Annotated in this window: 28 protein-coding genes; 20 read left to right on the top strand and 8 right to left on the bottom strand. The window is 57.0% G+C overall.

Annotated features, from left to right (window positions below; translation table 11 throughout):
* The first annotated feature begins 59 nt into the window (after positions 1–59).
* Positions 60–767, top strand: coding sequence for a response regulator transcription factor (locus ACMWKK_RS11000; RefSeq protein WP_045327351.1), 708 nt, complete (start codon positions 60–62; stop codon positions 765–767).
* Positions 751–2,220, top strand: coding sequence for an ATP-binding protein (locus ACMWKK_RS10995; RefSeq protein WP_112781257.1), 1,470 nt, complete (start codon positions 751–753; stop codon positions 2,218–2,220). Before ACMWKK_RS11000 ends, ACMWKK_RS10995 begins: the two co-directional genes overlap by 17 nt.
* Positions 2,221–2,305: 85 nt before the next feature.
* Here the strand turns inward: ACMWKK_RS10995 and artJ are convergent, their stop codons facing one another.
* The 6 genes from artJ to ACMWKK_RS10965 all read right to left on the bottom strand — a co-directional run bounded on the left by artJ (position 2,306) and on the right by ACMWKK_RS10965 (position 6,848).
* Positions 2,306–3,037 (bottom strand): arginine ABC transporter substrate-binding protein ArtJ, encoded by a 732-nt coding sequence (gene artJ, locus ACMWKK_RS10990; RefSeq protein ID WP_045327349.1) that lies wholly within the window; start codon positions 3,035–3,037, stop codon positions 2,306–2,308.
* Positions 3,038–3,232: 195 nt separating this feature from the next.
* Positions 3,233–3,901, bottom strand: a complete 669-nt coding sequence (gene artM, locus ACMWKK_RS10985) for an arginine ABC transporter permease ArtM (protein ID WP_045327347.1) — start codon at positions 3,899–3,901, stop codon at positions 3,233–3,235.
* On the bottom strand, positions 3,901–4,617 hold the full coding sequence (gene artQ / locus ACMWKK_RS10980; protein ID WP_045327345.1) for an arginine ABC transporter permease ArtQ: 717 nt from the start codon (positions 4,615–4,617) through the stop codon (positions 3,901–3,903). The genes artM and artQ overlap by 1 nt, the downstream gene beginning before the upstream one ends.
* Positions 4,618–4,623: 6 nt before the next feature.
* Positions 4,624–5,355 carry an arginine ABC transporter substrate-binding protein ArtI gene (gene artI, locus ACMWKK_RS10975; RefSeq protein ID WP_045327343.1) on the bottom strand — a complete coding sequence of 244 codons (732 nt, stop codon included), beginning with the start codon at positions 5,353–5,355 and terminating at the stop codon, positions 4,624–4,626.
* 19 nt (positions 5,356–5,374) lie between these two features.
* On the bottom strand, positions 5,375–6,103 hold the full coding sequence (gene artP, locus ACMWKK_RS10970; RefSeq protein WP_032639162.1) for an arginine ABC transporter ATP-binding protein ArtP: 729 nt from the start codon (positions 6,101–6,103) through the stop codon (positions 5,375–5,377).
* A gap of 226 nt (positions 6,104–6,329) precedes the next feature.
* Entirely contained in the window at positions 6,330–6,848 is a 519-nt protein-coding gene (locus ACMWKK_RS10965) for a lipoprotein (protein WP_045327342.1), read from the bottom strand.
* Positions 6,849–6,945: 97 nt separating this feature from the next.
* On the opposite strand from ACMWKK_RS10965, the gene ACMWKK_RS10960 reads away from it, so the two are divergent.
* The 3 genes from ACMWKK_RS10960 to ACMWKK_RS10950 all read left to right on the top strand — a co-directional run bounded on the left by ACMWKK_RS10960 (position 6,946) and on the right by ACMWKK_RS10950 (position 8,990).
* Positions 6,946–7,269 carry a heavy metal-binding domain-containing protein gene (locus ACMWKK_RS10960; protein WP_045327341.1) on the top strand — a complete coding sequence of 108 codons (324 nt, stop codon included), beginning with the start codon at positions 6,946–6,948 and terminating at the stop codon, positions 7,267–7,269.
* Complete coding sequence (locus tag ACMWKK_RS10955; RefSeq protein ID WP_112781255.1) at positions 7,266–8,096, top strand: N-acetylmuramoyl-L-alanine amidase; 831 nt, start codon at positions 7,266–7,268, stop codon at positions 8,094–8,096. The genes ACMWKK_RS10960 and ACMWKK_RS10955 overlap by 4 nt, the downstream gene beginning before the upstream one ends.
* A 270-nt stretch (positions 8,097–8,366) precedes the next feature.
* The gene (locus ACMWKK_RS10950) at positions 8,367–8,990 is read left to right on the top strand and encodes a helix-turn-helix domain-containing protein (protein ID WP_045327339.1); all 624 of its coding nucleotides are present in this window, start codon (positions 8,367–8,369) and stop codon (positions 8,988–8,990) included.
* Here ACMWKK_RS10950 and ACMWKK_RS10945 read toward each other — a convergent pair whose 3' ends face one another.
* Together ACMWKK_RS10945 and ACMWKK_RS10940 are read right to left on the bottom strand one after the other, a co-directional pair.
* Positions 8,991–9,623 carry a hypothetical protein gene (locus ACMWKK_RS10945; RefSeq protein WP_112781254.1) on the bottom strand — a complete coding sequence of 211 codons (633 nt, stop codon included), beginning with the start codon at positions 9,621–9,623 and terminating at the stop codon, positions 8,991–8,993.
* A complete protein-coding gene (locus ACMWKK_RS10940; protein WP_112781253.1) occupies positions 9,623–11,188 on the bottom strand; it encodes an ExeA family protein in 1,566 nt (521 codons plus the stop codon). The genes ACMWKK_RS10945 and ACMWKK_RS10940 overlap by 1 nt, the downstream gene beginning before the upstream one ends.
* A 124-nt stretch (positions 11,189–11,312) precedes the next feature.
* Here ACMWKK_RS10940 and ACMWKK_RS10935 point away from each other — a divergent pair, with 124 nt between their 5' ends.
* The 15 genes from ACMWKK_RS10935 to iagB all read left to right on the top strand — a co-directional run bounded on the left by ACMWKK_RS10935 (position 11,313) and on the right by iagB (position 25,752).
* Positions 11,313–11,546, top strand: a complete 234-nt coding sequence (locus ACMWKK_RS10935) for a hypothetical protein (protein ID WP_161656378.1) — start codon at positions 11,313–11,315, stop codon at positions 11,544–11,546.
* Positions 11,488–12,219, top strand: coding sequence for a type II secretion system protein GspC (gspC, locus tag ACMWKK_RS10930; protein WP_112781270.1), 732 nt, complete (start codon positions 11,488–11,490; stop codon positions 12,217–12,219). Before ACMWKK_RS10935 ends, gspC begins: the two co-directional genes overlap by 59 nt.
* A 13-nt stretch (positions 12,220–12,232) precedes the next feature.
* The gene (gene gspD / locus ACMWKK_RS10925) at positions 12,233–14,164 is read left to right on the top strand and encodes a type II secretion system secretin GspD (RefSeq protein ID WP_112781252.1); all 1,932 of its coding nucleotides are present in this window, start codon (positions 12,233–12,235) and stop codon (positions 14,162–14,164) included.
* Positions 14,165–14,178: 14 nt separating this feature from the next.
* Positions 14,179–15,657, top strand: a complete 1,479-nt coding sequence (gene gspE, locus ACMWKK_RS10920; RefSeq protein WP_406542793.1) for a type II secretion system ATPase GspE — start codon at positions 14,179–14,181, stop codon at positions 15,655–15,657.
* Positions 15,657–16,865 carry a type II secretion system inner membrane protein GspF gene (gene gspF, locus ACMWKK_RS10915; RefSeq protein ID WP_112781250.1) on the top strand — a complete coding sequence of 403 codons (1,209 nt, stop codon included), beginning with the start codon at positions 15,657–15,659 and terminating at the stop codon, positions 16,863–16,865. The genes gspE and gspF overlap by 1 nt, the downstream gene beginning before the upstream one ends.
* A gap of 3 nt (positions 16,866–16,868) precedes the next feature.
* Entirely contained in the window at positions 16,869–17,318 is a 450-nt protein-coding gene (gene gspG / locus ACMWKK_RS10910) for a type II secretion system major pseudopilin GspG (protein WP_032639173.1), read from the top strand.
* Positions 17,318–17,803: a type II secretion system minor pseudopilin GspH gene (gspH, locus tag ACMWKK_RS10905; protein WP_045327333.1), complete on the top strand. Its 486-nt coding sequence runs from the start codon at positions 17,318–17,320 to the stop codon at positions 17,801–17,803. The genes gspG and gspH overlap by 1 nt, the downstream gene beginning before the upstream one ends.
* Positions 17,796–18,176: a type II secretion system minor pseudopilin GspI gene (gene gspI / locus ACMWKK_RS10900; RefSeq protein WP_112781249.1), complete on the top strand. Its 381-nt coding sequence runs from the start codon at positions 17,796–17,798 to the stop codon at positions 18,174–18,176. Before gspH ends, gspI begins: the two co-directional genes overlap by 8 nt.
* Entirely contained in the window at positions 18,173–18,805 is a 633-nt protein-coding gene (gspJ, locus tag ACMWKK_RS10895) for a type II secretion system minor pseudopilin GspJ (protein ID WP_112781248.1), read from the top strand. The genes gspI and gspJ overlap by 4 nt, the downstream gene beginning before the upstream one ends.
* Positions 18,802–19,815 (top strand): type II secretion system minor pseudopilin GspK, encoded by a 1,014-nt coding sequence (gspK, locus tag ACMWKK_RS10890; protein WP_112781247.1) that lies wholly within the window; start codon positions 18,802–18,804, stop codon positions 19,813–19,815. Before gspJ ends, gspK begins: the two co-directional genes overlap by 4 nt.
* A gap of 15 nt (positions 19,816–19,830) precedes the next feature.
* Entirely contained in the window at positions 19,831–20,964 is a 1,134-nt protein-coding gene (gene gspL, locus ACMWKK_RS10885) for a type II secretion system protein GspL (protein WP_112781246.1), read from the top strand.
* Positions 20,961–21,446 (top strand): type II secretion system protein GspM, encoded by a 486-nt coding sequence (gene gspM, locus ACMWKK_RS10880; protein ID WP_045327325.1) that lies wholly within the window; start codon positions 20,961–20,963, stop codon positions 21,444–21,446. The genes gspL and gspM overlap by 4 nt, the downstream gene beginning before the upstream one ends.
* The gene (locus ACMWKK_RS10875; protein WP_112781245.1) at positions 21,443–22,240 is read left to right on the top strand and encodes a prepilin peptidase; all 798 of its coding nucleotides are present in this window, start codon (positions 21,443–21,445) and stop codon (positions 22,238–22,240) included. Before gspM ends, ACMWKK_RS10875 begins: the two co-directional genes overlap by 4 nt.
* Before the next feature lie 253 nt (positions 22,241–22,493).
* Complete coding sequence (locus tag ACMWKK_RS10870) at positions 22,494–25,208, top strand: glycosyl hydrolase family 18 protein (RefSeq protein ID WP_112781244.1); 2,715 nt, start codon at positions 22,494–22,496, stop codon at positions 25,206–25,208.
* Positions 25,209–25,311: 103 nt separating this feature from the next.
* Positions 25,312–25,752, top strand: a complete 441-nt coding sequence (iagB, locus tag ACMWKK_RS10865; RefSeq protein ID WP_045327320.1) for a type III secretion system invasion protein IagB — start codon at positions 25,312–25,314, stop codon at positions 25,750–25,752.
* Positions 25,753–25,805 lie beyond the last annotated feature (53 nt).

Below are 25,805 nucleotides of genomic sequence, written 5' to 3'. Positions count from 1 at the left end.
TCTTCATCCCGGCGAAATCAGGTAAGCTTACGTCATAAGAATTGAATGAAGGCTTACCCATGAAGCAGATCCTGCTGGTGGAAGACGACCACGATATCGCGGCGCTTCTGCGACTCAATTTAGAAGACGAAGGCTACGCCATCACTCACGAGCCCGACGGGGGCAACGCCCTGCAGCGTCTGGAAAAACAGCCGTGGGATGCGGTGATCCTCGATCTGATGCTGCCCAACGTTGACGGGCTGGAGATTTGCCGCCGCATCCGTCAGATGACGCGCTATCTGCCGGTCATCATCATCAGCGCCCGCAGCAGCGAAACCGACCGCATCACCGGGCTGGAAACCGGCGCCGATGACTATCTGGCAAAACCGTTTTCCGTGCAGGAGCTGATTGCGCGCATCAAAGCGCTGTTTCGTCGCCAGCAGGCGATGGGGCAGGCGCAAACGGATGGGCAAATCCAGGCCCACGGTCTGACCATCGATCCGCTGGCGCGCAGCGTCCTGCTCCACGGCCAGGTGGTGGATCTCACCCCGCGTGAATTTGAGCTGCTCTACTTTTTTGCCCGCCACCCTGGCGAGGTCTTTTCGCGTCTGGCGCTGCTGGAGCAGGTCTGGGGCTACCAGCACGAAGGCTACGAGCATACCGTCAACACCCACATCAACCGCCTGCGCATCAAGATAGAGAAGGACGCCGCCGAACCGGAGATTATTCGCACCGTCTGGGGCAAGGGCTACAAATTTGCGGAGCCAAATCATGATGCGCCGTTTTAGCCTGAGCCAGCGTCTGACGCTGCTGTTCATCCTGCTGATGATGCTCTGCGCCACCGTTGCCTGCGCGGTGCAGCTCTACACCAGCACGCAGTACGGCAACGCGATGGTGCAGCGGCTATCCGGCGGGCTGGCGCAGCAGATCGTCCAGCGGGAACCGATTCTGGACGCGCAGGGCAGGGTTGACCGAACGGCGCTCAAGCCGCTGTTTGACCGGCTGATGACCTTCAATCCGAGCGTTGAGCTGTACGTTGTGTCGCCCGACGGCGATATCCTGGCCGATGCCGCACCGCCGGGCCACATTCAGCGGCAAAAAATCGACCTGGCACCGGTTCAAACCTTCCTGAGTGGGACCGCCATACCGGTACTGGGCGACGATCCGCGCAGCCAGAACAAAAAGGTCTTCAGCGCTACGCCGCTGCGGCAGGACGGCGAGCTTAAGGGCTACCTGTACATTATTTTGCAGGGCGAGGAGTCGAACGCGCTGGCGGAGATGGCCTGGCACAAGGCGCTGTGGAGCACGGTGCTCTGGTCACTGCTGTGGGTGGCGCTGTTTGGCCTTCTGGCGGGCCTGCTGGTCTGGTACTGGGTCACGCGCCCGGTAAAACAGCTGACGGTAGAGGTCGCCGGGCTGGAGCAGGACAGCATAAGCGCGATCCGGCAGCTGGCTGCACAGCCGCCGGAAGATGCGGCAAATGACGAAGTGGCGCGCCTGCGCAACAGCTTTATCGAGCTGGCGCGCAAAATCACCCAACAGTGGGATCGGCTGGCCGACAGCGATCGCCAGCGCCGGGAGTTTATCGCCAATATTTCGCACGATCTCCGCACGCCGCTGACCTCGCTGCTGGGCTACCTGGAAACTCTGTCGCTCAAGTCCGCGACCCTGACGCCGCAGGAGCACCAGCAGTATCTCGCCACCGCCCTGCGTCAGGGACAAAAGGTACGTCACCTTTCGCAGCAGCTGTTTGAGCTGGCGCGCCTTGAGCACGGCGGCATCAAGCCGCAGCGCGAGCGTTTCGCGATGGGGGAGCTGATTTCCGACGTGGCGCAAAAGTTTGAGCTCACCGCCCGCACGCGCGAGGTGAATCTGCATATTGACGTGCCGGGACCGCTGCCGCTGGTCAACGCCGACGTGTCGATGATTGAACGCGTGGTGACTAACCTGCTCGATAACGCGATGCGCCATACGCCGACCGGCGGGGAAATTCGCCTGGCGGTCTGGCAGGAGAATGAACGGCTTCAGGTCGAAGTGGCCGACAGCGGAACGGGCGTCGATGCCTCGCTGCGCGACGATCTGTTCCAGCGGCCGTCGGCGCTCAATACCCAGGCCTCGCGGGAGAACCGCGGCGGGCTGGGGCTGTTAATCGTGAAACGGATGCTGGAGCTGCACGGCGGCGGGATCAGGCTGATGGAGTCGGTGAGCGGGGCGCGTTTCAGGTTCTTTGTGCCGCTTTGAGAATTGCCGGGTGGCGCTGCGCTTACCCGGCCTACAACTCCCCCCGTAGGCCGGGTAAGGCGAAGCCGCCACCCGGCAAAAAGGGTTACTGCGGGAACCACTGCTCGCTGATTTTCTGGTACGTACCGTCGGCTTTAATCGCTTTAAGCGCGCCGTTCAGCTTTTCCAGCAGGGCTTTATTATCCGGACGTACCGCGATGCCGAGGCCGGTGCCGAAGTACTGCGGATCGGTCACTTTTTCCGTTGCGGTGCCCAGCTGCGGGTTGGTTTTCAGCCACTCGTTGACCACGGCGGTGTCGCCGAAGACGCCGTCGATACGGCCATTTTTCAGGTCGATGATGGCGTTCTGATAGCTGTCATAGGCCACGGTCTTCACTTCAGGATGTTTGTCCTGGAGGTATTTCTGGTGCGTGGTGCCGTTTTCCATTCCAATACGCTTGCCTTTCAGCTGATCGAAAGAGGTGTACGCCCCTTTCTTCGCAATCACTACCGCCGAGTTGGCGTAGTACGGGTCGGTAAACGTCACCTGCTTGCTGCGCTCTGGGGTGATGTCCATCCCGGAGATCACCGCGTCGTATTTTTTGAACTTCAATGACGGGATCAGGCTGTCAAAGGCGTGGTTGGTAAAGGTGCAGTCGGCCTGCATCTGTTTGCACAGCGCCTTCGCCAGATCGATATCGAAACCCACGATCTGGTTGCTGGCATCCAGCGATTCAAACGGCGGATAGGTGGCGGACACGCCGAAATTGATTTTATCCGCAGCGGATGCGCCAGCGGCGAAGGTTGCCAGTAGTGCGGCCAGAACTAACTTTTTCATTATCATGCTCCCGTCTGTCTTATTGATGCGCCGTGTCTGCGGCCTGGATGTACAATGCCAGCAAATGAATTTGTATGCAATAAAAATGATTAAATATTATCTTCTGTACAAAAAAAAGCGGGTAACCAGAAGGTTACCCGCAGTGATAAATCACATTTATGCACTTCTTGCCGGGTGGCGCTGCGCTTACCCGGCCTACGATCTGCGCTCAAACGCTAAAGCTTTACGCTCGATCAGGCGCATCATCAGCGTCAGCAGACCGTTCACCACCAGATACACCACGCCCGCCGCGCCGAACACCATCACGTCATAGGTGCGCCCGTACAGCAGCTGTCCGTGGCCCATCACCTCCATCAGGGTGATGGTGTAGGCCAGCGAGGTACTCTTGAACACCAGCACCACTTCGTTGGAATAGGAGGAGAGCGCGCGCTTAAAGGCGTACGGCAGCAGGATCGCCAGCGTGTCTTTCTTGCTCATGCCGAGCGCCCCGCAGGACTGCCACTGGCCTTCCGGGATGGCGCGGATCGCCCCGTAGAACAGCTGGGTAGTATAGGCCGCGCTGTTCAGGGAAAGGGCAATCAGGGCGCACAGCCACGGCTCAGAGAGCAGGTGCCAGATAACCGGATACTCCTGCAGCGACGGGAACTGGCCCGGGCCGTAGTAAATCAGGAAGATCTGCACCAGCAGCGGCGTACCGGTAAACAGGGTGATGTAACCGCGCACAATCCACACCAGCACCGGCGTTTTCAGCGTCAGGATGATGGTGAAGATAAGGGCCAGGATCAGCGCCACGATGATGGACGCCACGGTCAGCGTCAGGCTGGTGTGCAGCCCTTTCATGAGCTCCGGGAAATAGTCAAGCATCAGCCTGGTCTCCGTTCAAAGCGCGTCGCCCGCAGGTCAATACGCTTGAGGATGTACTGACTGAGCAACGTAATCACCAGGTAGATCGCCGCCGCCACAATGTACCAGGTGAAGGGCTCCTGGGTACGGGTGGCGATGCTTTTGGTTTGCAGCATCAAATCGTTAACGCTTATCAGGCTCACCAGCGCGGTATCTTTCAGCAGCACCAGCCACTGGTTGCCGAGGCCCGGCAGGGCATGACGCCACATCTGCGGCATCACCAGACGGAAGAAGATGGCGGATTTCGACAGCCCTAACGCCTGGCCCGACTCCCATTGGCCCTGCGGCACGGCCTTCAGCGCTCCGCGCAGGGTTTGCGACGCGTACGCCGAGTAGAGCAGAGAGAGGGCAATCACGCCGCACAGGAACGGGCTGACGTCGAAGTTGTCAATCTGCATCTGCACCGGGATCTGCGCAAAGCCGAGATTGAGCGTAAAACCGTCCGACAGCGTAAGCAGCAGCTGTGACGAGCCGAAATAGATAAACAGGACCACCAGAATTTCCGGTAGCCCACGCAGCACGGTGACCAGCGCGGAGCCTGCCCAGGCGACGGGGAACCATTTCGCGGATTCCCACACCGCAAAGAACATCGCCAGCACGAGGCCGATAATCAGTGCGCAAACGGCAAGGCCGACGGTCATCCCGGCGGCGCTTGCTAAAGGAAAAATTTCATTCATCAGGAATTACTTCTGGAACCATTTTTTGTAGATGGTTTCGTAGGTGCCGTCTTTCTTCACTTTTTCCAGCGCAGCGTTGAATTTCTGCTGCAGCTCGGTGTTGCCCTGACGGACGGCAATGCCCAGACCGGTGCCGAAGTAGTCTTTATCGGTCACTTTGTCGCCCACTGGCGCCAGCTTGTCGTTGGCTTTCAGCCACTCGGTCACTACCGCGGTATCACCGAAAACGCCGTCAATACGGCCATTTTGCAGATCCAGCTTCGCGTTCTGGTAGCTGTCATAAGGAACGGTAGTAATTTCCGGATGCTTATCCGTGATGAATTTCTGGTGCGTGGTGCCGTTCTGCACGCCCACTTTTTTGCCTTTCAGCTGATCGACAGAGGTGAATTTCCCTTTCTGACCAATAAACAGGGCGGAGTTATCGTAGTAAGGGGCAGTGAACAGCACCTGCTTTTCACGTTCCGGGGTGATGTCCATACCGGCCATCACCGCGTCGATACGGCGGAACTTCAGGCTTGGGATTAGGCTATCGAACGCCTGGTTGCTGAAGGTACAGGTCGCATCGATCTCTTTACACAGGGCGTTAGCGAGGTCCACGTCGAAGCCCACAATTTTGTTGTTCGCATCAATCGACTCAAACGGAGGGTAGGAGGCTTCCGTGGCGAAACGAATGGTCTGGGCTGCGGTAGCAGAAAGGGTAACGCCAGCAAGCAGCACGGCAAGTAATACTTTTTTCATTATATTTCCCCTGACACAATCAATGAGATAAATAGTTTTTGAAGGCATCGGTTTGCGGGTTTGCGAAGCAGCTCGCATCACCTTGCTCAACGATATAGCCGTTTTCCATGTACACCACGCGGCTGGCGGTTTTACGCGCCACTTCCACTTCGTGGGTAACAATAACCTGCGTAATGTTGGTTTCCGCCAGCTCGCGAATGATGCTGACGATCTGGGCGGTGATCTCCGGATCCAGCGCTGCGGTCGGTTCATCAAACAGCAGAACGGCGGGCTCCATCATCAGCGCGCGGGCAATGGCGACGCGCTGCTGCTGACCACCGGAAAGGTGCAGCGGATAGCGGTCGCTGTAAGGCTTAAGGCGCAGACGATCCAGCAGCTTGTCGGCACGCGCGATCGCCTGATCCTTGCTTAACCCCAGCACGCGGCACGGCGCTTCAATCAGGTTTTGCAGGACGGTCAGATGCGGCCAGAGATTGTATTGCTGGAAGACCATGCCGACGTTTTGACGCAGTTCGCGAATCGCTTTATCAGAGGGCGTTTTCGCAAAATCAAAATGGTTGCCGGCAATCGCCAGCGTACCTGAGCGGGGCATTTCAAGCAGATTAAGGACACGCAGAAGGGAGCTTTTGCCTGCACCGCTCGGGCCAAGCAAAACCAGCGTTTCGCCTTCCGGGCAGTTCAGCGTGATGTCAAACAGCGCCTGGTGTGCGCCGTAGAAGCAGTTAATGCCGTTTAGTTTAATACTCATCGGGGCAGTCTTTACTCATCCAGGCAATCTATAGCAATTGAGGCCGCAGATAGTACCGTTGACAGAATAGTTATGCAATATTTCTGCGTTAAAAGTTAAATATAACCCGTATTTCCTCTTAAACATAGCACAAAATAGCGACGGGCAAGGTCGGCGAGTATAAATGTCGGCATTCCGCGAGAAATGCCGGACATTTTACGGGGGTAACATTTTTATAACTGATGATTTAGCGGTTCTCAACTGACTGGCGAAGCGTGCCGGCCGGGGCATGAACGCTGCCGCCAACGTAGCGCACGTCGTCGACCGCCCAGCACTGGCCCTCACGGATCATCAGCACTTCGTCCTGCCAGGTTTGGGTTCCCTGCGTCAGCTTCACGCGCAGCGGAATGTTACGCGCATCGGTGTTCGGGATGGTTGACGCGCTGGCCACCTCGGCGCTGTCCGGCAGCGTACTGCGGCTGGAGAACGGGTCGGATTTCAGCAGCGCGTTGTGCTGCGGATCGCGGGCGGCGTCGTTAAGCAGTTTTGCCAGGCCGTCGCTGAGATAGGGGCGCAGGCCGGTGAGGTCGTTGCTGCGGTGCTGAATGCGATAATCATAGAACTGCTGCGCCACGGCGTCCGGGCCGCCCTCAATGCAGGGGCCGCTGCGGGTTCCGATATCCTTAAAGGCTGGCGTGACCGTGGTGGTACAGGCGCTGAGCACCAGCGCGCAGGGCACCAAAAGTGTTAAAGCTGAATAGCGCATGTTGATTTCCTTATTTATTAACTATCCTTTCAATCATAGCGTAACGAACCGATAATGCTGTGCCTAAGGCATTGAACGCTAAAGAAGGAGAGAAACCATGCAGTTTTCAACAACGCCAACCCTGGAAGGGCAGACAATAACCGAGTATTGCGGTGTGGTCACCGGCGAAGCAATTCTCGGCGCCAATATCTTCCGTGACTTTTTTGCCGGCATCCGCGATATCGTGGGCGGGCGCTCGGGCGCATACGAAAAAGAGCTGCGCAAAGCGCGCGAAATTGCCTTTAAAGAGCTTGGCGAGCAGGCGGAAGCCCTCGGCGCCGATGCGGTCGTGGGGATTGATATCGACTACGAAACGGTCGGGAAAGATAGCAGCATGCTGATGGTAAGCGTAAGCGGTACGGCGGTGAAAACCCTGCGATGAGGCGTTCGTTTGCCGCGCTCCTGCTGGCGCTGCTGCTGGCAGGATGTGCCACCGAAAAAGGGATCGTCGACAAAGGCGCCTACGAGCTGGATACGCGTCATCAGGCGCAGGCGGCTTATCCGCGCATCAAGGTGCTGGTGATCCACTACACCGCGGACGATTTTGACAGCTCGCTGGCCACGCTGACGGATAAAAACGTCAGCTCTCATTACCTGATCCCGGCCAGGCCTCCGGCGCCGGACGGTAAGCCGCGCATCTGGCAGCTGGTCCCCGAGAGCGAGCTGGCCTGGCATGCGGGCATCAGCTTCTGGCGCGGTACCAACCGGATAAACGATACGTCCGTCGGCATTGAGCTGGAGAACCGCGGCTGGCAAAAAACGGCCGGGGTGAAGCACTTTACCCCGTTTGAGCCCGCGCAAATTGCGGCGCTGGTGCCCCTCGCCAAGGACATTATTGCCCGCTACAACATCAGGCCCGAAAACGTGGTGGCCCATTCGGACATCGCCCCGCAGCGCAAAGACGATCCCGGCCCGCTGTTCCCGTGGCGACAGCTTGCCCGGCAGGGCATTGGCGCATGGCCCGATCCGGCGCGCGTCGCGTTCTATACAGACGGGCGGCCGCGCTATCAGCAGGTGGACACCGGGGCATTGCTCGATCTCCTCGCGCGCTATGGCTATGAGGTGCCGGTTGACGGCACCCCGGCGCAGCAAAAGCGCGTCATTACGGCATTCCAGATGCATTTCCGTCCCGAGCGGTGGAACGGCGTCGCGGACGTCGAAACGATGGCCATTGCCGAAGCGCTTTTAGAGAAATACGGGCAGGGATAATCCTTCGGACTGCCCCGAATGCCTTGTTTAACCCCAGTCCCTTTAAGATTAATCTTAAGTACAAACTCAATTCATTTTTAGTTAATTGACTTAAAATTATCCCGATTTAAGATGGACACATAGCTTGCTAACTATTGCGGCAAATAAAACTATCACCTTCATCTTTTGTTTTTTTTCTTATGAACATCTCCAGGAAATATTCCAGAGCTGAGGCTTTTCTTTGCCTTGGTTTTGCATTCTAAAAATTAACATCTTAAATCGGGTATAACAATGTTAAGCATCTATGCAAAAAAATTACGTCCGCAACATGAAATGGAAGCCATTATTTCTGCAACGTCAGGCTTTGAAGAAAAAACGTTAAAGAAATGGCAGAAAATATCCACGTCTGATTCACAATATATTCATATTATCGTCAGCGGCGAAGTTGAATTCCGACGCGAATCCGACGAGCTGTGTATGTTCACGGTGACCGGCCAGTGCATTTTCGGTCTTTCAGCAATGTACTACAACGCGACCCACATGTATGGCCTCGTTCGCGCCAATACCGTGGTGCGCTCGATCAAGAAAGAAGTCTTCGCACAGCTGATGACGGAAAACAATTTATGGCCTGAACTGACCAAAGTGCTCTCCTGGTACATCTGCATGCTGAGCAAACGTGACGATGTTCTGGTTGCCCGCAGCGCTTATTCAGTGGTGCGTGAATTTTTATACGAAATTAACGATCTGATGGTCCATCAGCAGCGCGATATTAACGTTTATGATTATATTCAGGAGTACACCAACCTGGCGCGCAGCACCATCATTAAAATTCTCTCCGATCTGAAAAAAGGGCAATATATCGTTGTGGAAAAGGGTCGACTCCTTAACCTGACAACGTTGCCAGAAAAATATTAACTATTCCAGCCGGTCTCCTTTCTCACTTAAAGGAGACCGGGCATCCACGTTATGTACACCCTCTTTTTGCGAATTATCCTGCGTTTCGTCTACCGGCGGCGCGGGAATTTTGCCTTGCGCATAATCCTGCTCCTGTTCTTTTAACGCCTGCTTCACTAAATCGCTTAATGAGGCATCGTCACTCCCGGCACTGCTGGAGGCCGCCTCGTGCGCTTCGGTGCCGGGCAAGGTGTCGCGGGACGTATCATGCGGCACGTCGCCGTCAGGTGCCTGCTGCCAGTCGGCATCATCAGCGTTAATGGGCAGATCCTGCATGGCTGGAACATCCGCCTGCACCGGTGCGGGTTTTGGCTCCGGATGAGGATGCGGGAACGGCTTGCTCACATACACATAGTGCATATCTGAAAGCTGCGTCTCGGGCTTCGCGACGCTCGCTTTGACCGGCTCCGGTGCAGGATGGCGCAGGTTCCAGTAAATATGCGCGTAAAGCCCTGCGATTATCATGGCGCACAGGCCCAGCATGACCAAAACAGCATGGCTGACGATGTTTCTCAGACGGGGGAGGCGGTATGAAAACCAGACCGCCTCGCCGGTGGTGTAACTGCGCTGAGCCGCAAGACAGATGGTAGACATCAGGAATGTTTCTCCTGCTTTTTCGCATCCGGCGTGGATTGCGAGGCTTGTATTAATACGCTCGGCGTGGAATGGGTTTCACGCATTAACTGCATCAACGTATCTTCACCGGGAATGCCATCCACGTGCAGATGCATTTTTTGCTGGAATTCACGGGTGCGTTTCACCATCTCCGCCGTCCAGGTCTGCGCATGGGTTTCCGGCTGACTGAGGGCCAGGCTGAGCTGCTGGTCGAGCCAGGTCATGTCTTTCGCGTCGCTGGCGGCCGTGATCGCATCTTTGCCGTCCGGCGTCAGGCGGTGAAGCTGGGTATAGTTGCCGGTGGCATGCTGGTTAAACCAGCTGCGGCTCACCTGCCACGTGCGGTTATTCATCAGCAGGTCGAGGGAGTTATCCCCGACGCGTGCGACGACGGCATAGTTAAGGTGGTTACCGGTTTTCAGCTCACTGACCCACGGGTAACCCTCCTGCGCCAGCGCGTCCAGTGAGGCGTTACCCTGCTTGCACATCAGGTTCACCTTCGCGGCGTTTTGACACAGGGCATCGTCCGCCGAGGCGTCATATCCCCACATCAGATAGAGCTGATGCATCGCATCCGGCTGATTCACCATCTCGTTGTCGATAACCGGCACCACCGGGGCCTCAACGTTTGGCGTCTGCTGTTTCCAGCTGACGGGCACCGGCAGCTGAACCGGCAGCCTGGCGGTGATGGACGAGGTGAAATACCAGCCGCAGGCGGCGAACAGCACGGAGGCAAACAGCCCTACGGTCGCCAGGCGCTTGCCGCGTTTTCTCGCTGGCAGGATTTCGCCCGCGGCCAGCCGTAAATGACGCGGGCTGACCTGGGCCGCGCGTTCGGTCCAGGCGGCCAGCATTGACAGGTGCGCCAGCTCATTCAGCTTGCTGATATTCCCTTTGGTCAGCGAATGCATTTTGCGCACGCGCGCCGGGCTGAGTGGCGCACTCTCGCACCCGTGCTCTTCGCACTGCGCCTGAACGTAGCCGAGCGACTCCCGGCAGGTGAGAGGCCGCAGGGTGTGGCGGGTATGCGCATATTCACGCAGTTCAGGCTGCTGCATCAGGACGGCGTCCTGTTCGGCGGTACCCATCAACACCACGGCCAGGCGAAACTCCCGCTCCTGCGCGCGCGTCAGCAGCATCGCCAGCACGTCCCGACAGGTGTCTTTCATGGCTTCGGCATGGGTAATCACCAGCACTTTCGTCCGGGCTTTCTCCCCTTGCCACTGATGCAGTACGGCATCCACCGCCTGAAGACGGTTCTTGCTCTCTTTCGTTCCCGGGCTGAGTTTGTACAGCAGGCTACTGGCACTCAGTTTTGGAAACGCGTTGACGGCAAGCGTGCCGGGAGCTGCGGATTTCAGGGCATCGCTGAACTGGCCCAGCAGCGGGGCATCGTTGGAAAAGAGCCCGGTAATCCCCGCCCGTTGGGTTTTCTCTTTCAGCAGGTTGAATACGTCCTGGTGATAAGGCACCAGAAAATCCCCGGATAACCGGGTTATTTTCCGAAAGGGCGGGTTTTTAAAAGTAAAGTGGCTCTGATACATAACGACTTACCGTCTCTGATTAGGAATAGCAACAGGACGAGAAAGTAAAGCAACGCTATAGGGTGGTCAATTTATGCACCGGGTAAAAATATCCTGCTGTTGAGCCCTAACATCTGGATTTTATATGGTCAATATTTTTCTGTATGAAAGTTGGTGGCAAAGTCGATGGTTGTTTTTACAGCCGGAAATTACTCTTTGCTCACATATTGGCGCAGCCGATGCTGCTTATTATTGCTTTGTTAAAGGCCAGATGAAAAATGAGGTTCTCATTTCTGTCACGGTGGATAACGCCTTGCATGATGTTTTTGCTGTTAATTTTTTGCGGCCAGCAAGGGTATCTGACGTTCAAAGATTATAAAAAAGTTACGAATAAGTTGGCTAATTCTGATGCGCAGCCGCTGAAAAAACGTCGTGACGAAAAGACATTCACCCTTTTCACGGCGGCGGTACGTCAGGACAACGCGGCAGCAGCGGTAAAAACCCCGCTGGCTGCGGAGATCGAAGGTATCGTGCGCAGCGATGATGCCTGGCTTTCGTTCGCCGTGATCAAAACGCCGGGGGGGCAGAAGAGCTACCGTGAAGGCGAGCCGCTGGTCGGCTTTAACGACGCGTTTATTCAGGAAATTAACAAAGACAATGTGGTGGTTAATTACGAAGGTGCTACGCAGGTACTGGCGTTAAATAAGCCGGATTATTTTAAGGGCGGCGTTGACAGCGGCCCGGTAAGCAAATCGACGAAAGATGCAGGCGCGGAAAGCGTGCATCTGGATGATTATCTGGTGTTAAAACCGCTGATCGAAAAAGGCCAACTGGAAGGCTACAACATTAATCCAAGGAATGCCTCTGCGTTCTTCAGCCATACCGGGCTGGAAAAAGGGGACGTGGCGGTAAAAGTCAACTCTGTCGATATGACCGACGAGGCAAAAGCAAAAAGCATTATTGCCAACTGGTCGAAAATGAAAGAAGCGGAGGTCGTCGTCAGACGTCACGCTCACCTTGAAAATATTCGGGTTAATGTTCTAAACAATTAACAAGTGTACAGCCATGAAGAAATTTCCTTGGGCGTGCGTGGCGCTGACCGCATTGTCGTTATATTCCGGTTCGCTGTTTGCAGCGAACTTTAGCGCGAGCTTTAAAAATACCGATATCCGCGAGTTTATCGATACGGTAGGCCGCAACCTTAATAAAACCATTCTCGTCGACCCGTCCGTTCAGGGCACGGTGTCGGTGCGAACCTACAACGTGCTGACGGAAGATGAATATTACCAGTTCTTCCTGAGCGTGCTGGATCTGTACGGCCTGTCGGTGATCCCGATGGACAACGGCATGGTGAAAGTGGTGCGTTCCAGCGTCGCCCGCACCGCCGGGGCGCCGCTGGCAGACAGCAGCAATCCGGGCAAAGGGGATGAGATCATCACCCGCGTCGTGCGCATGGAAAATGTGCCGGTACGCGAGCTGGCCCCGCTGCTGCGCCAGCTCAACGACGCGACCGGCATCGGTAACGTGGTGCACTTTGAGCCGTCCAACGTGCTGCTGTTAACCGGCAAGGCCTCGGTGGTGAACCGCCTGGTGGACCTGGTTCAGCGCGTGGATAAAGACGGTATTCAGCGTCGCGAAATTGTGCCGCTGCGCTACGCCTCTGCCAAAGAGCTCTCTGACATGTTGAACAACCTCAACAACGAAGAGCAGAAAGGGCAGAACGCGCCGCAGCTGGCTACCAAAGTGGTGGCGGATGACGAAACCAACAGCCTGGTGATCAGCGGCTCGGAAGAGGCGCGGACGCGCACCCGCGCGCTGATCCATCAGCTGGATCGCGAGCAGAACAACGAGGGCAATACCCGCGTCTTCTATCTCAAATACGCCAACGCCACCAAGGTGGTGCCGGTGCTGACCGGGATTGGCGAACAGCTGAAAGACAAAGCGGGCGCGCCGAAGGCGAAAACCGCTACCGCGTCCAGCGATCTGAATATCACCGCCGACGAGTCAACCAACTCGCTGGTGATCACCGCGCAGCCAAACGTGATGAACTCCCTGGAGAAGGTGATTGATAAGCTCGATATTCGTCGTCCGCAGGTGCTGGTGGAAGCCATCATCGCGGAGGTTCAGGACGGCAGCGGAATGGATCTGGGCGTGCAGTGGACCAGCAAGCACGGCGGCGTCCAGTTTGGATCCACCGGCCTGCCAATCAGCCAGGTCAAAAATGGCACCATTAAGGGGCTGTCGTTTACCGGCATGGCGACCGGCTTCTTTAACGGCGACTTCGGCGCGCTGATGACCGCGCTCGCCAACGGTTCCAAGAACGACATTCTCTCTACGCCAAGCGTGGTCACGCTGGACAACAAAGAGGCGTCGTTCAACGTCGGTCAGGACGTGCCGGTACTGTCCGGTTCCCAGACCACCAGCGGCGACAACGTCTTTAACTCCGTTGAGCGTAAGACGGTCGGTACCAAGCTGAAAATCGTGCCGCAGATTAACGACGGCGACATGATTCATCTCAAGATTGAGCAGGAAGTGTCCAGCGTGGACGCCAGCGCCACCGAAGACGCCAGCCTTGGCCCAACCTTCAACACCCGTACCATCAGTAACGAAGTGATGGTGCACAGCGGTCAGACCGTGGTGCTGGGCGGCCTAATGGAGAACGTCACCAAAGAGACCGTCTCCAAGGTGCCGCTGCTGGGCGATATTCCGCTGGTGGGCCAGCTGTTCCGCTACACCTCCGAAGATACCTCTAAACGTAACCTGATGGTGTTTATCCATACCACGGTGCTGCGCGACGACGACAACTACAGTGCGGCGTCGAAAGAGAAATATGACCAGATCCGTGCCCGCCAGCAGCAGCGCATGGAGGAGAAAAAGCTGGGTATCGTCTCGAATAACAATAACCCGGTGATGCCCGCGTATCCGTCCGCGCCTGCCGCAGAGGCGGTGCCGGTGACAACCAGCGCGGCCGCGACGCGTAACCCGTTTAAAGAGTAGGGCGGAGGGGCCACGTGGACGAGCTGAGCAAAACCCTGTGTAGCAGCAGCTACGCAAAAGATAACGGCGTTTTATTTTACAACAATGACGTCTATATCCGTGAGGATACCCCGGCGTTTGCGCTGCTGGAAATGCGCCGGGTGCTGGGACGCCCGTTCGTTCCGGTGACCCTGACGCCGGAAGCCTTTGACGAGCTGCTGGCGAAAATCTGGCAGCAGAGCAGCGGCGTGTCGCAGCAGCTGGTGGACGATATGGACGCGGATATCGATCTGATGGCGCTAACCGAGGAGATCCCGGATAACGAGGATCTGCTCGATAACGACGAAAACTCGCCGGTGATCCGCCTGATCAACGCCATTCTTGGCGAGGCGGTGAAGGACGGCGCGTCGGATATTCATATTGAAACCTTCGAGCGCACGCTGAGCATTCGCTTCCGCGTCGACGGCGTGCTGCGCCCGGTGCTGCAGCCGGCGCGCAAGCTCGCGCCGCTGCTGGTGTCGCGCATCAAGGTCATGTCGAAACTCGACATCGCCGAGAAGCGCTTGCCGCAGGATGGCCGTATCTCCCTGCGCATTGGCCGCAAGGCGATTGACGTGCGCGTGTCGACCATTCCCTCCCAGTACGGCGAGCGGGTGGTCATGCGTCTGCTCGATAAAAGCAACCTGAAGCCCGACATCAACAAGCTGGGGCTGATTGATGAAGAGCTGGAGAAGTTAAAAGGGCTGATTGACCGCCCGCACGGCATTATCCTGGTCACCGGGCCCACGGGCTCCGGTAAAAGTACCACCCTGTACGCCATTCTCTCGGCGCTGAACGGCCATGAACGCAACATTTTGACCGTAGAAGACCCGATTGAATACGAGCTGGAAGGGGTGGGGCAGACGCAGGTTAACCCGCGCGTGGACATGACCTTTGCCCGCGGCCTGCGCGCGATCCTGCGTCAGGACCCGGACGTGGTGATGATCGGGGAAATTCGTGACGGTGAAACCGCGCAAATTGCGGTGCAGGCGTCGCTCACCGGTCACCTGGTCATGTCTACGCTGCACACCAACAGCGCCGCAGGGGCGATTACGCGTCTGCGCGACATGGGGCTGGAGTCGTTTTTAATCGGTTCATCATTGCTCGGCGTCATTGCCCAGCGTCTGGTGCGTCGGCTGTGCACGCACTGCCGGACCACCAGCCCGCTGAACGCCAATGAAAAAGCGCTGTTCAGCTTTATGGACGCGCCGCCGAAGGCGATCTATCGCGCGGTGGGCTGCGAGCACTGCCGCCAGAGCGGCTACCAGGGCCGTGCCGGTATTCATGAATTCCTGGTGGTGGACAGCACCATGCGCCGCGCCATTCATGAAGATAAGGACGAAATGTCCATCGAAACGCAGCTCTTTAAGCAGGCCTACAGCCTGCGCGAAAACGGGCTGCTGAAGGTGATTAGCGGCGTCACCTCTCTGGAAGAGGTGATGCGCGTCACCGCCGAGCGTGGAGGTGATGCGTAATGGCCCTCTACGCCTGGACGGCGACGGATGTTGCGGGTAAAACCCAGCGCGGCACCCTGCAGGCCGAGGGCCAGAAGCAGGTTCGCCAGTGGCTTCGCGAGCAAAAGCTGATGCCCGTCAGCATCACCGAAACCCGCGAAGCGGCGGCCGCCGGAAAAGCGAAAACCGGGGCAAAGCTCTCCACGCCGGTGCTGTCGATGTTTACCCGCCAGCTCTCTACGCTGGTCAACGCCGCGCTGCCGCTCGAGAGCGCGCTGAAGGCCATCTCGAAGCAGACGGAGGACAAAAAGCTGGCGGCGATGGTGGTTGAAATTCGCGAGAAGGTGGTGGAAGGGCACACGCTCTTTGACGCCTTCAGCCAGTTTCCGCGCACCTTTGACAAGCTCTACTGCACGCTGGTGATGGCCGGTGAAAAGACCGGCCACCTGGGCGACGTGCTGGAGAAGCTGGCGGAGTACAGCGAGCAGCGCCAGAAGATGAAAAGCAAGCTGACGCAGGCGATGGTCTACCCGATCACCCTGACGGTGGTGGCCATTGCGGTCATCAGCATTCTGCTGGTGGCGGTGGTGCCGCAGGTGATCGAGCAGTTCACCCACATGAAGCAGCAGCTGCCGATCACCACCCGCACGCTGATTGCGGTGAGCGACTTCCTGCAGGCTTACGGCATCTATATTGTCGGCGTGCTGGGCGGCGGGTTTATCGGCTTTAAGGCGTGGCTCAAAAGTGCCAAAAACCGCTTTAAGTGGCACAGCTGGCTGGTCAACGGCTCGCCTATTAAAAAGCTGGTGTGCGCCATCAACAGCGCCCGCTATATCCGCACCCTGAGCATCCTGCAGGCCAGCAGCGTGCCGCTGCTGGAGGGGATGTATATCGCGATGGACGGTATCGAAAACCTCTATGCCCGGCAGGTGCTGGAGCAGGCGGCGGATACCGTGCGCCAGGGGGCATCGCTTTACGCCGCGCTGGAGCAGGCGAAGCTCTTTCCGCCCACCATGCTGTACATGATTGCCTCCGGGGAAGAGAGCGGCGAGTTAGGCAATTTAATGGACCGCGCGGCGGAAAACCAGGAATCGGCATTACAGCATCGCATTACCTTAACGCTGTCGGTATTTGAACCGGCGCTGGTGGTCTCCATGGCAACGATTGTTTTATTCATCGTACTGTCAATATTACAACCGCTTCTGCAACTTAATAATATGGTAGGTTAAATCATGGCTTTAAAACGTAAAAACCTGGCGCGTCAGGCGGGCTTCACTTTGCTCGAATTAATGGTGGTCATTGTTATTCTCGGCGTGCTGGCGAGTATGGTGGTGCCCAATTTAATGGGTAATAAAGAAAAAGCGGATGCCCAAAAGGCGACCAGCGATATTGTCGCCCTCGAAGGCTCGCTGGATATGTACAAGCTGGATAACCACCGTTACCCGACAACCGAACAGGGCCTGCAGGCGCTGGTGACCAAGCCGGAAATCGCGCCAATCCCGAACGGCTACCGCGCGGATGGCTACATTCGCCGCCTGCCGCAGGACCCGTGGGGCAACGATTATCTGCTCGTAAGCCCGGGTGAACACGGCGCGGTTGACGTCTTCTCTGCCGGTCCGGACGGTGAAGCCAATACCGCCGATGATATTACGAACTGGTCTCTGGATAAGAAAGAGAAATAATGAAAAATCAACGCGGCTTTACGTTGCTGGAAATTATTCTGGCGCTGGTGATATTTGCCAGCTGCGCCATGATGGTGGTGTCAACAATACCTTCGCGCAGCGGAGCGGATATTTTTGGCCAGCAATTAAAAGCCCTCGTTGATTATGGCTCTGACCGCGCGGTGATGGACGGAAATATCGTTGGGCTGGCGATCACCACGGAAAGTTATCAGCTGGTGACGCTTGAAGATAAAAATGGCGAGCGTCGCTGGGTGCCGTTATCCGCGGGGCGTATCACCACCAAAGGGGATTTCCCGGAAGAGATGCACGTTTCGCTTTCGCCGCAGCGTCTGGCCGCCACGCTAACGTCCGATCCGCAGGTGCTTTTTTTGCCGGACGGCGAAATCAGCCGCTTCACGCTGACGCTGCAAAGCTACGACAAAGCGCACCATTTCCGCGTGGTGTCGCAAGGTGCGGCCCCTGTATCGGTAGAAAACGATGGCTAACGGTAAGAAAAAGCAAACGGGGATGACGCTGCTGGAGGTCATGGTGGCGCTGGTCATCTTCTCCACCGCCGCGCTGGCGCTGATGAACTCGGTCTCTCTGAACGTGCGTTTTACCCACGGGCTGGCCGATACGCTGCAGGCAAGCTGGGTGGCCGAGAACCAGCTCGCGGAGGCGCAGCTCGCGAAAACCGACTTCCCGGATGCAGAACAGCAGGGAACCGAAATCATGGGCGGACGCAGCTGGAACTGGCGCAAGCAGCGGGTCAAAACCGCCGACAACGGCTGGGCTAACGCCATCCGCGTGTATGCGGAAGGCGATGACAGCCAGCCGGTGATCGCGCTGCAAATCATTCCGCCGGGAGAGATCAAGTGAACAAAGCCCGACGCCAGCGCGGTTTTACCCTGCTGGAGATCATGATTGCGCTGACCATCTTTGCGGTGATCAGCACCCTGGCCTGGCAAATTCTGGATGGCGCAATGCGCACCAGTTCTGCCACCGATGCCAGCGCGGCGAAGCTTAACCAGCTTCAGCGCGCCTGGAACCTGATGGAGCGTGATTTCTACCAGCTCCAGGCGCGCGCGCCGCGCAACGAGCCGGATCTGTTCCGCCAGGAGGATGACGCGCTTGAGCTGACCACGCTAAACGGCGTGAGCGGTACGGTGCAGCTTGAGCGCGTGCGCTGGCGGCTGGAGGAGGGGCGTCTGTATCGCGACGTCTGGCCGGTCATCGACTGCCCGGCGGACGTTAAGCCGGATGAAGTGCCGATCGTCAGCGACGTGAAATCCCTGACGTGGCGTTTTTACCGCCAGGGCTGGCAGAAAAGCTGGAGCGACCCGGCGCACCTGCCGGACGGAGTGGAGCTGACGCTGACCATGGAAAACGGCGAGACCTGGCGCTGGGTGTTTACGACCCCGGGGGATCTGCCGACGGCGGCGCCCGCGCCAGAGGCCGCCGCTGTGGCGCAACCTGCACCACAGGCCGTACCGGAAGCGAAACCATGAGTGTCTTACGCAAACAGAAAGGGGTGGCGCTGCTGGTGGTACTGATCCTGCTGGTGATGATGTCGGCGCTGGCCGCCAAAATCAGCCAGCAGTTCTGCCGCAACCTGCAGAAAACGCATTATCAGGTGAGCCAGCAGCAGTTGCGCTGGGCGATGCAGGCCCAGGAAAAAGTGGTCAAAGACCGTCTGCAAAGCGACGCCAGCGGCGAGAGCAACGCGCTATCCCCCGATGGTGACTGGCATCAGCCGCTGGAAACGCAGGGTGATGACTACACGGTGGTCAGCCAGGTGGAAGACGCCCAGGACTGCTTCAACGTCAATAACCTGTTGGCCGCAGAAAAAAAACCGGCCCAGGGGCAAGACCAGTCTGCCGTGCCGGAAAAGCCGCGCAACGAGCGAATTGTTGAGCAGATCCTGACCCAGAGCGGGCTGAGCCAGACCACGGCGGAAGAGGTTTACCTTCAGCTGGTGGGCTATCTCGACGGTGACACCACCACGGCCAAAGACGGCGCCGAGACCGACGCCTGGGCAGGCGTGGTACCCGCCCGTCAGCCGGCTAACCAGATGATGCGCACTATCTCGGAGATCAAACTGCTGCCTGCGTTTCCGGCGTCGGCATACCCGAAGGTGAGCAAGCTGCTGTGTGCGCTGCCGGACAGCGCCAGCAGGGTGGATGTGAACACCCTGAAGCCGGAGCAGGCCGCCCTGTTGGCCGCCCTGTTTCCGGGGAAACTAACTGAAGATGACGCGCTTCGCCTGATCGAATCGCGTCCTGAAAGCGGCTGGGAAAACATGGAGACCTTCAGCAAAGCGCTGGAGCAAACCTTCCCGCAGCTAAAGGACGATCTCCCGCAGGTGGCCGAGCTTCTCTCGATAAACAGCCGGTATTTTCGCGTTAACTATACCGGCAATACCGATGCATTAACGCTTCGCGTGGTAAGCCAGCTTCAGGTCAATAACGAAGCCGGTGAGATCGTGACGTGGCAACGTCGTTACCGAATGATTGAATAAGAAAAGTAGAACGCTATGAAACAGGTCCTTTTTGTTCGTCCCGACAGCCGCGAGGGCGGGAAAATAACGTGGTGTGTCTCCGGCAGCGAGCAGGTTGAGGTGCTGGAGAGCCTGGACGCGCTGGCAGACCATCCCCTGGCCGCCCGCGTTTGCCTGCTGCTGCCTGCCAGCAACATGATCTTCCGCCACTTTACGCTGCCGAAGAAAGTCGCCTCGCAGGCGACGGCGTTCTCGTGGATGGCGGAAGAGACGCTGATTGGCGACGTGGATAACCTTCACTGGACGGTGCTTCACAAAAAGGGTGCCGAGGTGGACGCGGTGGCGATCGACGCCGATTGCCTGCGCGGATGGTTAACCCGCTGTCATGAGGCCGGTTTGAAGGTGATTCAGGCGCTGCCGGATGCCTGGCTGCTGCCCGTGACGGCAGGGGGAAGTACGCTGGTCGCTATGGATCAGTGCTACTGGCTGCGCTTATCGCCCCATGTTGGCAGCGAAATGGAGGCGAGCCTGCTGCCGCTTCTGATGCAGAAAGCCGGAGAGGGGGAGGTGTGCTGCTACGGCGACGCGCCTGACGGGGTGGACGTTGACGTCGTGCTTCCCTGGCAGCATCCGCTGGTCCTGATCCAGCCGCAGTGGCGCGCCAGCCGCGTCACGCTCCTGCACGGTGAGTTCAGCGCGAAAGCGGGCGCGGGGAAAGCCTCTAAGGGCATCAAGGCCGCGATGGCCGCGGCGGGCCTGCTCTCTCTCGGCCTGCTGCTGGGCCCGCGCGTCGCGATGGCCTGGATGCTGGTACAGCAGGAAAATCAGGTTCAGCAGGAGATCCTGCAGGTTTATCAGCACCATTTTCCCAGCATGCGTCAGCAGACCAACATCAAATATCACTTTGGTCAAAATGTGAAAAAGCAGACCAGAGGGGTGTTTCTGCAGCTGGACGATCTGGAAAAAGCCAGGCAGGCCGTGCCCGAGCTGGAGATCACGCTGCTCGAATACGATGCTCAGCAAAACACGCTGACGCTGAGCGCCCGTTCGCAAAACCAATCCGCGTTGCAGACGTTCGTAACACAGGCGGGGGAATATTTTGATTTCACCTTACAGCCTGTGTCGACCTCTGCGCCTTATACCGCCATGATCGCAGGGAAACATAAATGAAAGAGCGAATCACGCAGCTTAAGTCTCGTTATCAACATTACAGCGCCAGGGAAAAAGTTATTCTGAAAATATGTGCCGCCGCAATAGCGGGAGCGGTTATTTATTACGCGGGTATGGTCCCGCTGGATAATATGATTCAGAACAGCAAAGCCACGCTGAGCAGACAAAAAGAGACGCTCAACTGGATGCGCAGTGAAATAGATAAAAACCATCTCCAGGTCCAGATTGTCAAAACGGATAATCCGCGCGCGGTGGTGGAGAACAGCGCGCAGGAAATTCATCTTCCTCTGACGGAGGTGCATCAGGATGGACAAACCTTATCGTTCGTGGTTAATCGCGTAAACGTCTACGAATTGAAAAACTGGCTGCGGGAAATAAACCAGAATTCCGGCGTCAGGCTGCAGAAAATGAATCTCACCCCGGTCGATCACCTCAGCGATGTCAGGGCGGAAGTCCAGCTCACCTGGAGCAAAACCGCATGAACACCGTCGCGCTGATGCGGGAGGTTTACCCGGTGGGATTCCCGCTAATGAGTGCGATTTTTGGCGGCATTGTCGGGAGCTTTCTTGGGGTGGTCGCCGAACGCGTGCCGGGCATGGTCATGGAGGAGGAGGGGAGCGGTAACCTGCTCTTTCCGGCCTCGCACTGCCCGGTCTGCCAGCACAGGCTGGCCGCCTGGGAGAATATTCCGCTGGTCAGCTGGCTTGTATTAGGCGGGCGCTGCCGCCGGTGCAGAACGCCTATTCCCTTGCGGATATTTTTAATCGAACTTTTTTCCGCACTGTTTTGTGGTATCACCGCCTGGTGCTCGCCGGACATCCCGTCCCTCCTTGCCGTATGGTTGCTGGCCGCCTTTTTGCTGCCCCTGGCGATGATTGACTGGCGGCACCAGCTGCTGCCGGACTGTCTGACGAAGCCTCTGCTGTGGGCAGGATTACTGTTCCATGCGTTTGGCCACTCGCTAGCGCTGCGCGATGCGCTGTTCGGCGCGGTAGCGGGCTATCTTTCCCTGTGGCTGCTCTACTGGGCATTTCGGTTGTTTACCGGCCGGGAAGGGTTGGGGTATGGCGACTTTAAGCTGCTGGCGGCTCTGGGTGCCTGGTGCGGCTGGCAGGCGCTGCCTGCAATTCAACTCGCGGCCGCGCTGAGCGGTATTGCGGGATATTTCGCCTTAAATAGTTTAAATAAAAATAACCTCACTATTCCTTTCGGTCCCTATCTCTCATTTGCTGGAATAGTGGTGTTTATTGGACAGCAGTTTGCTTCCATATTTTAAATATACGGGTCAAGTTTTTTTATAAGTTTTTTCGACGGTGGAAGAGAAGGACGTCTCTTTGCGCTCTGTGTATCGTAGGGGATATAAGCTACACGGAATTGGGGCTTGTATCTTTTTATGGGGGAATACAACGCAGCAAAACGTTTTTGTCACGGTTGTCAGGTTAGTTAAATACGCATTACGCGAAACATGCCATGTTCTCAAGGAAGACATGGGTATTAACGTTAAGAATATATTTATCGGGAAATAACGAATGAAATTTATGAAGCCTAAATATCTGGCGCTCTTTATTGCGGCAGCAACCAGCTCCGCATTCGCAGCGGCGCCAGGTGCACCGACCATTGGTTCCGGCAATGACAAGTTTGCCCTGGTTGAAGTGGATCAGGCCGCTCAGGATTATAACAATCTGGTCAAAGTGCATAATGACGGCGTCGATGTGAAAGTGGAGTGGAACGTCTGGAGCGGCGATGCGCCAACCTCCGCGAAAGTTCTGCTGGACGGTAAAACCGTGTGGACCGGTGCCGGCGGCGCGTCGGGCTCTGCGACGTTCAAAGTGAAAAAAGGTGGACGTTATCAGGAGCAGGTTGAAGTTTGTAACGCCAGCGGCTGTACGAAAAGCGCCAGCAAGCTGATCCTCGTTGCGGATACCGACGGTAGCCACCTGCTGCCGCTGAACACGTCGCTGCAGGAGAACAATAAATCCTTCGCGAAACATACCGATAAAGTGGTTGCGGCCTACTTCCCGGAGTGGGGCGTCTATGACCGTAACTTCCCGGTTGACAAAATTCCTGCTGCTAACCTGAACCACATTCTGTACGGCTTCATTCCAATCTGTGGCGGTGACGGCATCAACGACGGCCTGAAAACCGTTGAAGGCGGCAACAGCTTCGCCGTGCTGCAGCGCGACTGCCAGGGCCGTCCTGACTTTACCGTGGCGATCCACGACCCGTGGGCTGCGCTGCAGAAACCACAGGCTGGCGTCTCCAACTGGGACGACCCGTACAAAGGTAACTTTGGTCAGCTGATGGCGCTGAAAAAAGCGCACCCAGGCCTGAAGGTGCTGCCATCTATCGGCGGCTGGACCCTGTCCGATCCGTTCTTCCACATGGGCGACCCGGCCATCCGCGCGCGCTTCGTCTCCTCTGTTAAAGACTTCCTGCAGACCTGGAAATTCTTTGACGGCGTGGATATCGACTGGGAATTCCCTGGCGGCGGCGGTGTGACCGAGACTAAAGGCAACCCGCAGCAGGATAAAGCGACCTATACCGCGCTGATGCACGATCTGCGCACCATGCTGAACGAGCTGTCTGCCCAGACTGGCCGTACCTACGAGCTGACCAGCGCTATCGGTGCCGGTAAAGACAAGATTGAAGACGTGGACTACACCACTGCTCAGCAGTACCTCGACCACATCTTCCTGATGAGCTACGACTTCTACGGCGGCTGGAGCAACACCGAGCTGGGCCACCAGGCTGCGCTGAATGCGCCAGCATGGAGACCAGACACCAACTACACCACCGCAAACGGGGTTGATGCCCTGCTGCAGCAAGGCGTACAGCCTGGCAAGATCGTGGTGGGTGCGGGCATGTATGGCCGCGGCTGGACCGGCGTACACGGCTACACCGGCAACAATCCGTTCACCGGCACCGCGACCGGTATGGTGCGAGGCACCTGGGAACCGGGCGTCGTTGACTATCGCCAGATCGTTAACGAGTACAAAGGTAAACCAGGCTGGGAATACGGCTACGATGCTGACGCGGAAGCGCCATACGTGTTCAACAAGTCAACCGGCGACCTGATCTCGTATGAAGACGCGCGTTCTACTGCGGCAAAAGGCAAATACGTACTCCAGAAAAACCTGGGTGGCCTGTTCGCATGGTCTATTGATTCCGATACCGGGGACATCCTGAACGCCATGAACGAAAGCCTGCTGGGCAGCGGCACAACGCCGGTTGATCCTGTTGTGACCAACCATGCGCCAATCGCATCCTCCGCAGATCAGAACGTTTCTGGCCCGGCAACCGTTACGCTCGATGGTTCAGCGTCCAGCGATCCGGACGGCGATGCGATTACCTACAAATGGACTCAGGTTTCTGGCCCGTCAGTGACCCTGACCAACAGCACCAAAGCGAAAGCCACCTTCAACGTTGCGGCTGTCACCAGCGATCAGACCATGGTGTTCCGCCTGACGGTAACCGACGCAAAAGGCCTGAGCAACGCGATTGACGTGCAGGTAGTTAACAAGGCGCCGAAGGCTAACCAGGCACCGGTTGTGAACCCAATGGAAGCGGTAACGCTGCAGGCGGGTGAAACCTATACCCTGCACGCGCAGGCTGCAGATCCGGACGGTGATAACCTGACCTACACCTGGAGCGTTCCGGCGGATATGCACGCGACCGGTACTGATACCGCGAACGTGACCATCACGGCGCCAGAAGTCACCTCTACCTCTTCCTACACCCTGAATGTGGTGGTCGGCGATGGTAAAACCAGCGTGCAGTCTAACGTCCAGGTTACGGTCAATCCGAAACCGGCCGACGTGACGCCGCCAGCTGATGACGTGACTCCGCCGTCTGACGAGGTGACTCCGCCAGCTGATGACGTGACGCCACCATCTGATGAAGGCACTGCAACCGGCAGCTGCGACGCACCGGTTGACGCTAACGCCAGCAAATATGCTGCGTGGGATTCCAGCAAAATCTACAACACTGGCGATACCGTCAGCTTCGACCATCTGGTATGGAAAGCGAAGTACTGGACTCAGGGCAACCAGCCTGGCTTCGGCGTAGACGCGTGGGAACTCATGAGCAACGTGAAGATGAACTGGCGTTCTGACCTGGTATACAACGGCGGCGACACCACCACTTACAAGGGTAACGTTTACCGTGCCAAATGGTGGACCCGTGGTGATAACCCAGCGAACAGCGATGTATGGGTAAAAGAAGGTCCAGCAACAGATTGCCGTTAATCTGAGCTGATAAAAACTCCCCCCGTTTAAGGGGGGAGTGAATCAAAAATTATTTTACAGGATGTTGTTAAGGAGAAATTAGCGAAACGGTCAGCAGGTAAAAATGAAAAAGTTATTTTTTTTATTATTGATAGTCAGCCAGAGCGCGCTGGCAAACTGTTGGGACAAAGCTGCACATTATTATCACGTCGATCCTTATTTGCTGTACGCCATTGCAAACGTGGAATCGGGCATGAACCCGTATGCCGTTGGCGAAAATCATGACGGTACCCGCGACGTGGGGCTAATGCAAATTAACAGCTCGCATTTTTCCGAGCTGGAGAGCCGGGGAATAGATGAGTATCGGCTGATAACCGAACCCTGCACCTCGATTATGGTTGGCGCATCGATATTGTCCAGCATGATTAAAGTGTATGGCTATAACTGGGAGGCGGTAGGCGCGTATAACGCCGGGTTAAAAAAAGAGAATTATCCGCAACGCATGATATATGCCCACAAGGTATGGAAGAAGTATCAGGAGCTGAAAATCGCAGCAGCCGAATGAGTTTTTTATTTTTGAAGAATTCCTGAAGGTGTTCTTCGAAAAGAGAAAACAGC

The organism is Enterobacter sp. 01-M-03-SI-ECC (assembly GCF_047530215.1).
GTDB classification, from domain to species: domain Bacteria; phylum Pseudomonadota; class Gammaproteobacteria; order Enterobacterales; family Enterobacteriaceae; genus Enterobacter; species Enterobacter chengduensis.
This window is presented reverse-complemented; position numbering and strand designations above follow the sequence as displayed.

Excerpts from the sequence above, each read along its gene's own strand:
- ACMWKK_RS11000 (WP_045327351.1), top strand. The coding sequence starts at position 60 with ATGAAGCAGATCCTGCTGGTGGAAGACGACCACGATATCGCGGCGCTT.
- ACMWKK_RS10995 (WP_112781257.1), top strand. The coding sequence starts at position 751 with ATGATGCGCCGTTTTAGCCTGAGCCAGCGTCTGACGCTGCTGTTCATC.
- artJ (WP_045327349.1), bottom strand. The coding sequence starts at position 3,037 with ATGAAAAAGTTAGTTCTGGCCGCACTACTGGCAACCTTCGCCGCTGGC.
- artM (WP_045327347.1), bottom strand. The coding sequence starts at position 3,901 with ATGCTTGACTATTTCCCGGAGCTCATGAAAGGGCTGCACACCAGCCTG.
- artQ (WP_045327345.1), bottom strand. The coding sequence starts at position 4,617 with ATGAATGAAATTTTTCCTTTAGCAAGCGCCGCCGGGATGACCGTCGGC.
- artI (WP_045327343.1), bottom strand. The coding sequence starts at position 5,355 with ATGAAAAAAGTATTACTTGCCGTGCTGCTTGCTGGCGTTACCCTTTCT.
- artP (WP_032639162.1), bottom strand. The coding sequence starts at position 6,103 with ATGAGTATTAAACTAAACGGCATTAACTGCTTCTACGGCGCACACCAG.
- ACMWKK_RS10965 (WP_045327342.1), bottom strand. The coding sequence starts at position 6,848 with ATGCGCTATTCAGCTTTAACACTTTTGGTGCCCTGCGCGCTGGTGCTC.
- ACMWKK_RS10960 (WP_045327341.1), top strand. The coding sequence starts at position 6,946 with ATGCAGTTTTCAACAACGCCAACCCTGGAAGGGCAGACAATAACCGAG.
- ACMWKK_RS10955 (WP_112781255.1), top strand. The coding sequence starts at position 7,266 with ATGAGGCGTTCGTTTGCCGCGCTCCTGCTGGCGCTGCTGCTGGCAGGA.
- ACMWKK_RS10950 (WP_045327339.1), top strand. The coding sequence starts at position 8,367 with ATGTTAAGCATCTATGCAAAAAAATTACGTCCGCAACATGAAATGGAA.
- ACMWKK_RS10945 (WP_112781254.1), bottom strand. The coding sequence starts at position 9,623 with ATGTCTACCATCTGTCTTGCGGCTCAGCGCAGTTACACCACCGGCGAG.
- ACMWKK_RS10940 (WP_112781253.1), bottom strand. The coding sequence starts at position 11,188 with ATGTATCAGAGCCACTTTACTTTTAAAAACCCGCCCTTTCGGAAAATA.
- ACMWKK_RS10935 (WP_161656378.1), top strand. The coding sequence starts at position 11,313 with ATGGTCAATATTTTTCTGTATGAAAGTTGGTGGCAAAGTCGATGGTTG.
- gspC (WP_112781270.1), top strand. The coding sequence starts at position 11,488 with ATGTTTTTGCTGTTAATTTTTTGCGGCCAGCAAGGGTATCTGACGTTC.
- gspD (WP_112781252.1), top strand. The coding sequence starts at position 12,233 with ATGAAGAAATTTCCTTGGGCGTGCGTGGCGCTGACCGCATTGTCGTTA.
- gspF (WP_112781250.1), top strand. The coding sequence starts at position 15,657 with ATGGCCCTCTACGCCTGGACGGCGACGGATGTTGCGGGTAAAACCCAG.
- gspG (WP_032639173.1), top strand. The coding sequence starts at position 16,869 with ATGGCTTTAAAACGTAAAAACCTGGCGCGTCAGGCGGGCTTCACTTTG.
- gspH (WP_045327333.1), top strand. The coding sequence starts at position 17,318 with ATGAAAAATCAACGCGGCTTTACGTTGCTGGAAATTATTCTGGCGCTG.
- gspI (WP_112781249.1), top strand. The coding sequence starts at position 17,796 with ATGGCTAACGGTAAGAAAAAGCAAACGGGGATGACGCTGCTGGAGGTC.
- gspK (WP_112781247.1), top strand. The coding sequence starts at position 18,802 with ATGAGTGTCTTACGCAAACAGAAAGGGGTGGCGCTGCTGGTGGTACTG.
- gspL (WP_112781246.1), top strand. The coding sequence starts at position 19,831 with ATGAAACAGGTCCTTTTTGTTCGTCCCGACAGCCGCGAGGGCGGGAAA.
- gspM (WP_045327325.1), top strand. The coding sequence starts at position 20,961 with ATGAAAGAGCGAATCACGCAGCTTAAGTCTCGTTATCAACATTACAGC.
- ACMWKK_RS10875 (WP_112781245.1), top strand. The coding sequence starts at position 21,443 with ATGAACACCGTCGCGCTGATGCGGGAGGTTTACCCGGTGGGATTCCCG.
- ACMWKK_RS10870 (WP_112781244.1), top strand. The coding sequence starts at position 22,494 with ATGAAATTTATGAAGCCTAAATATCTGGCGCTCTTTATTGCGGCAGCA.
- iagB (WP_045327320.1), top strand. The coding sequence starts at position 25,312 with ATGAAAAAGTTATTTTTTTTATTATTGATAGTCAGCCAGAGCGCGCTG.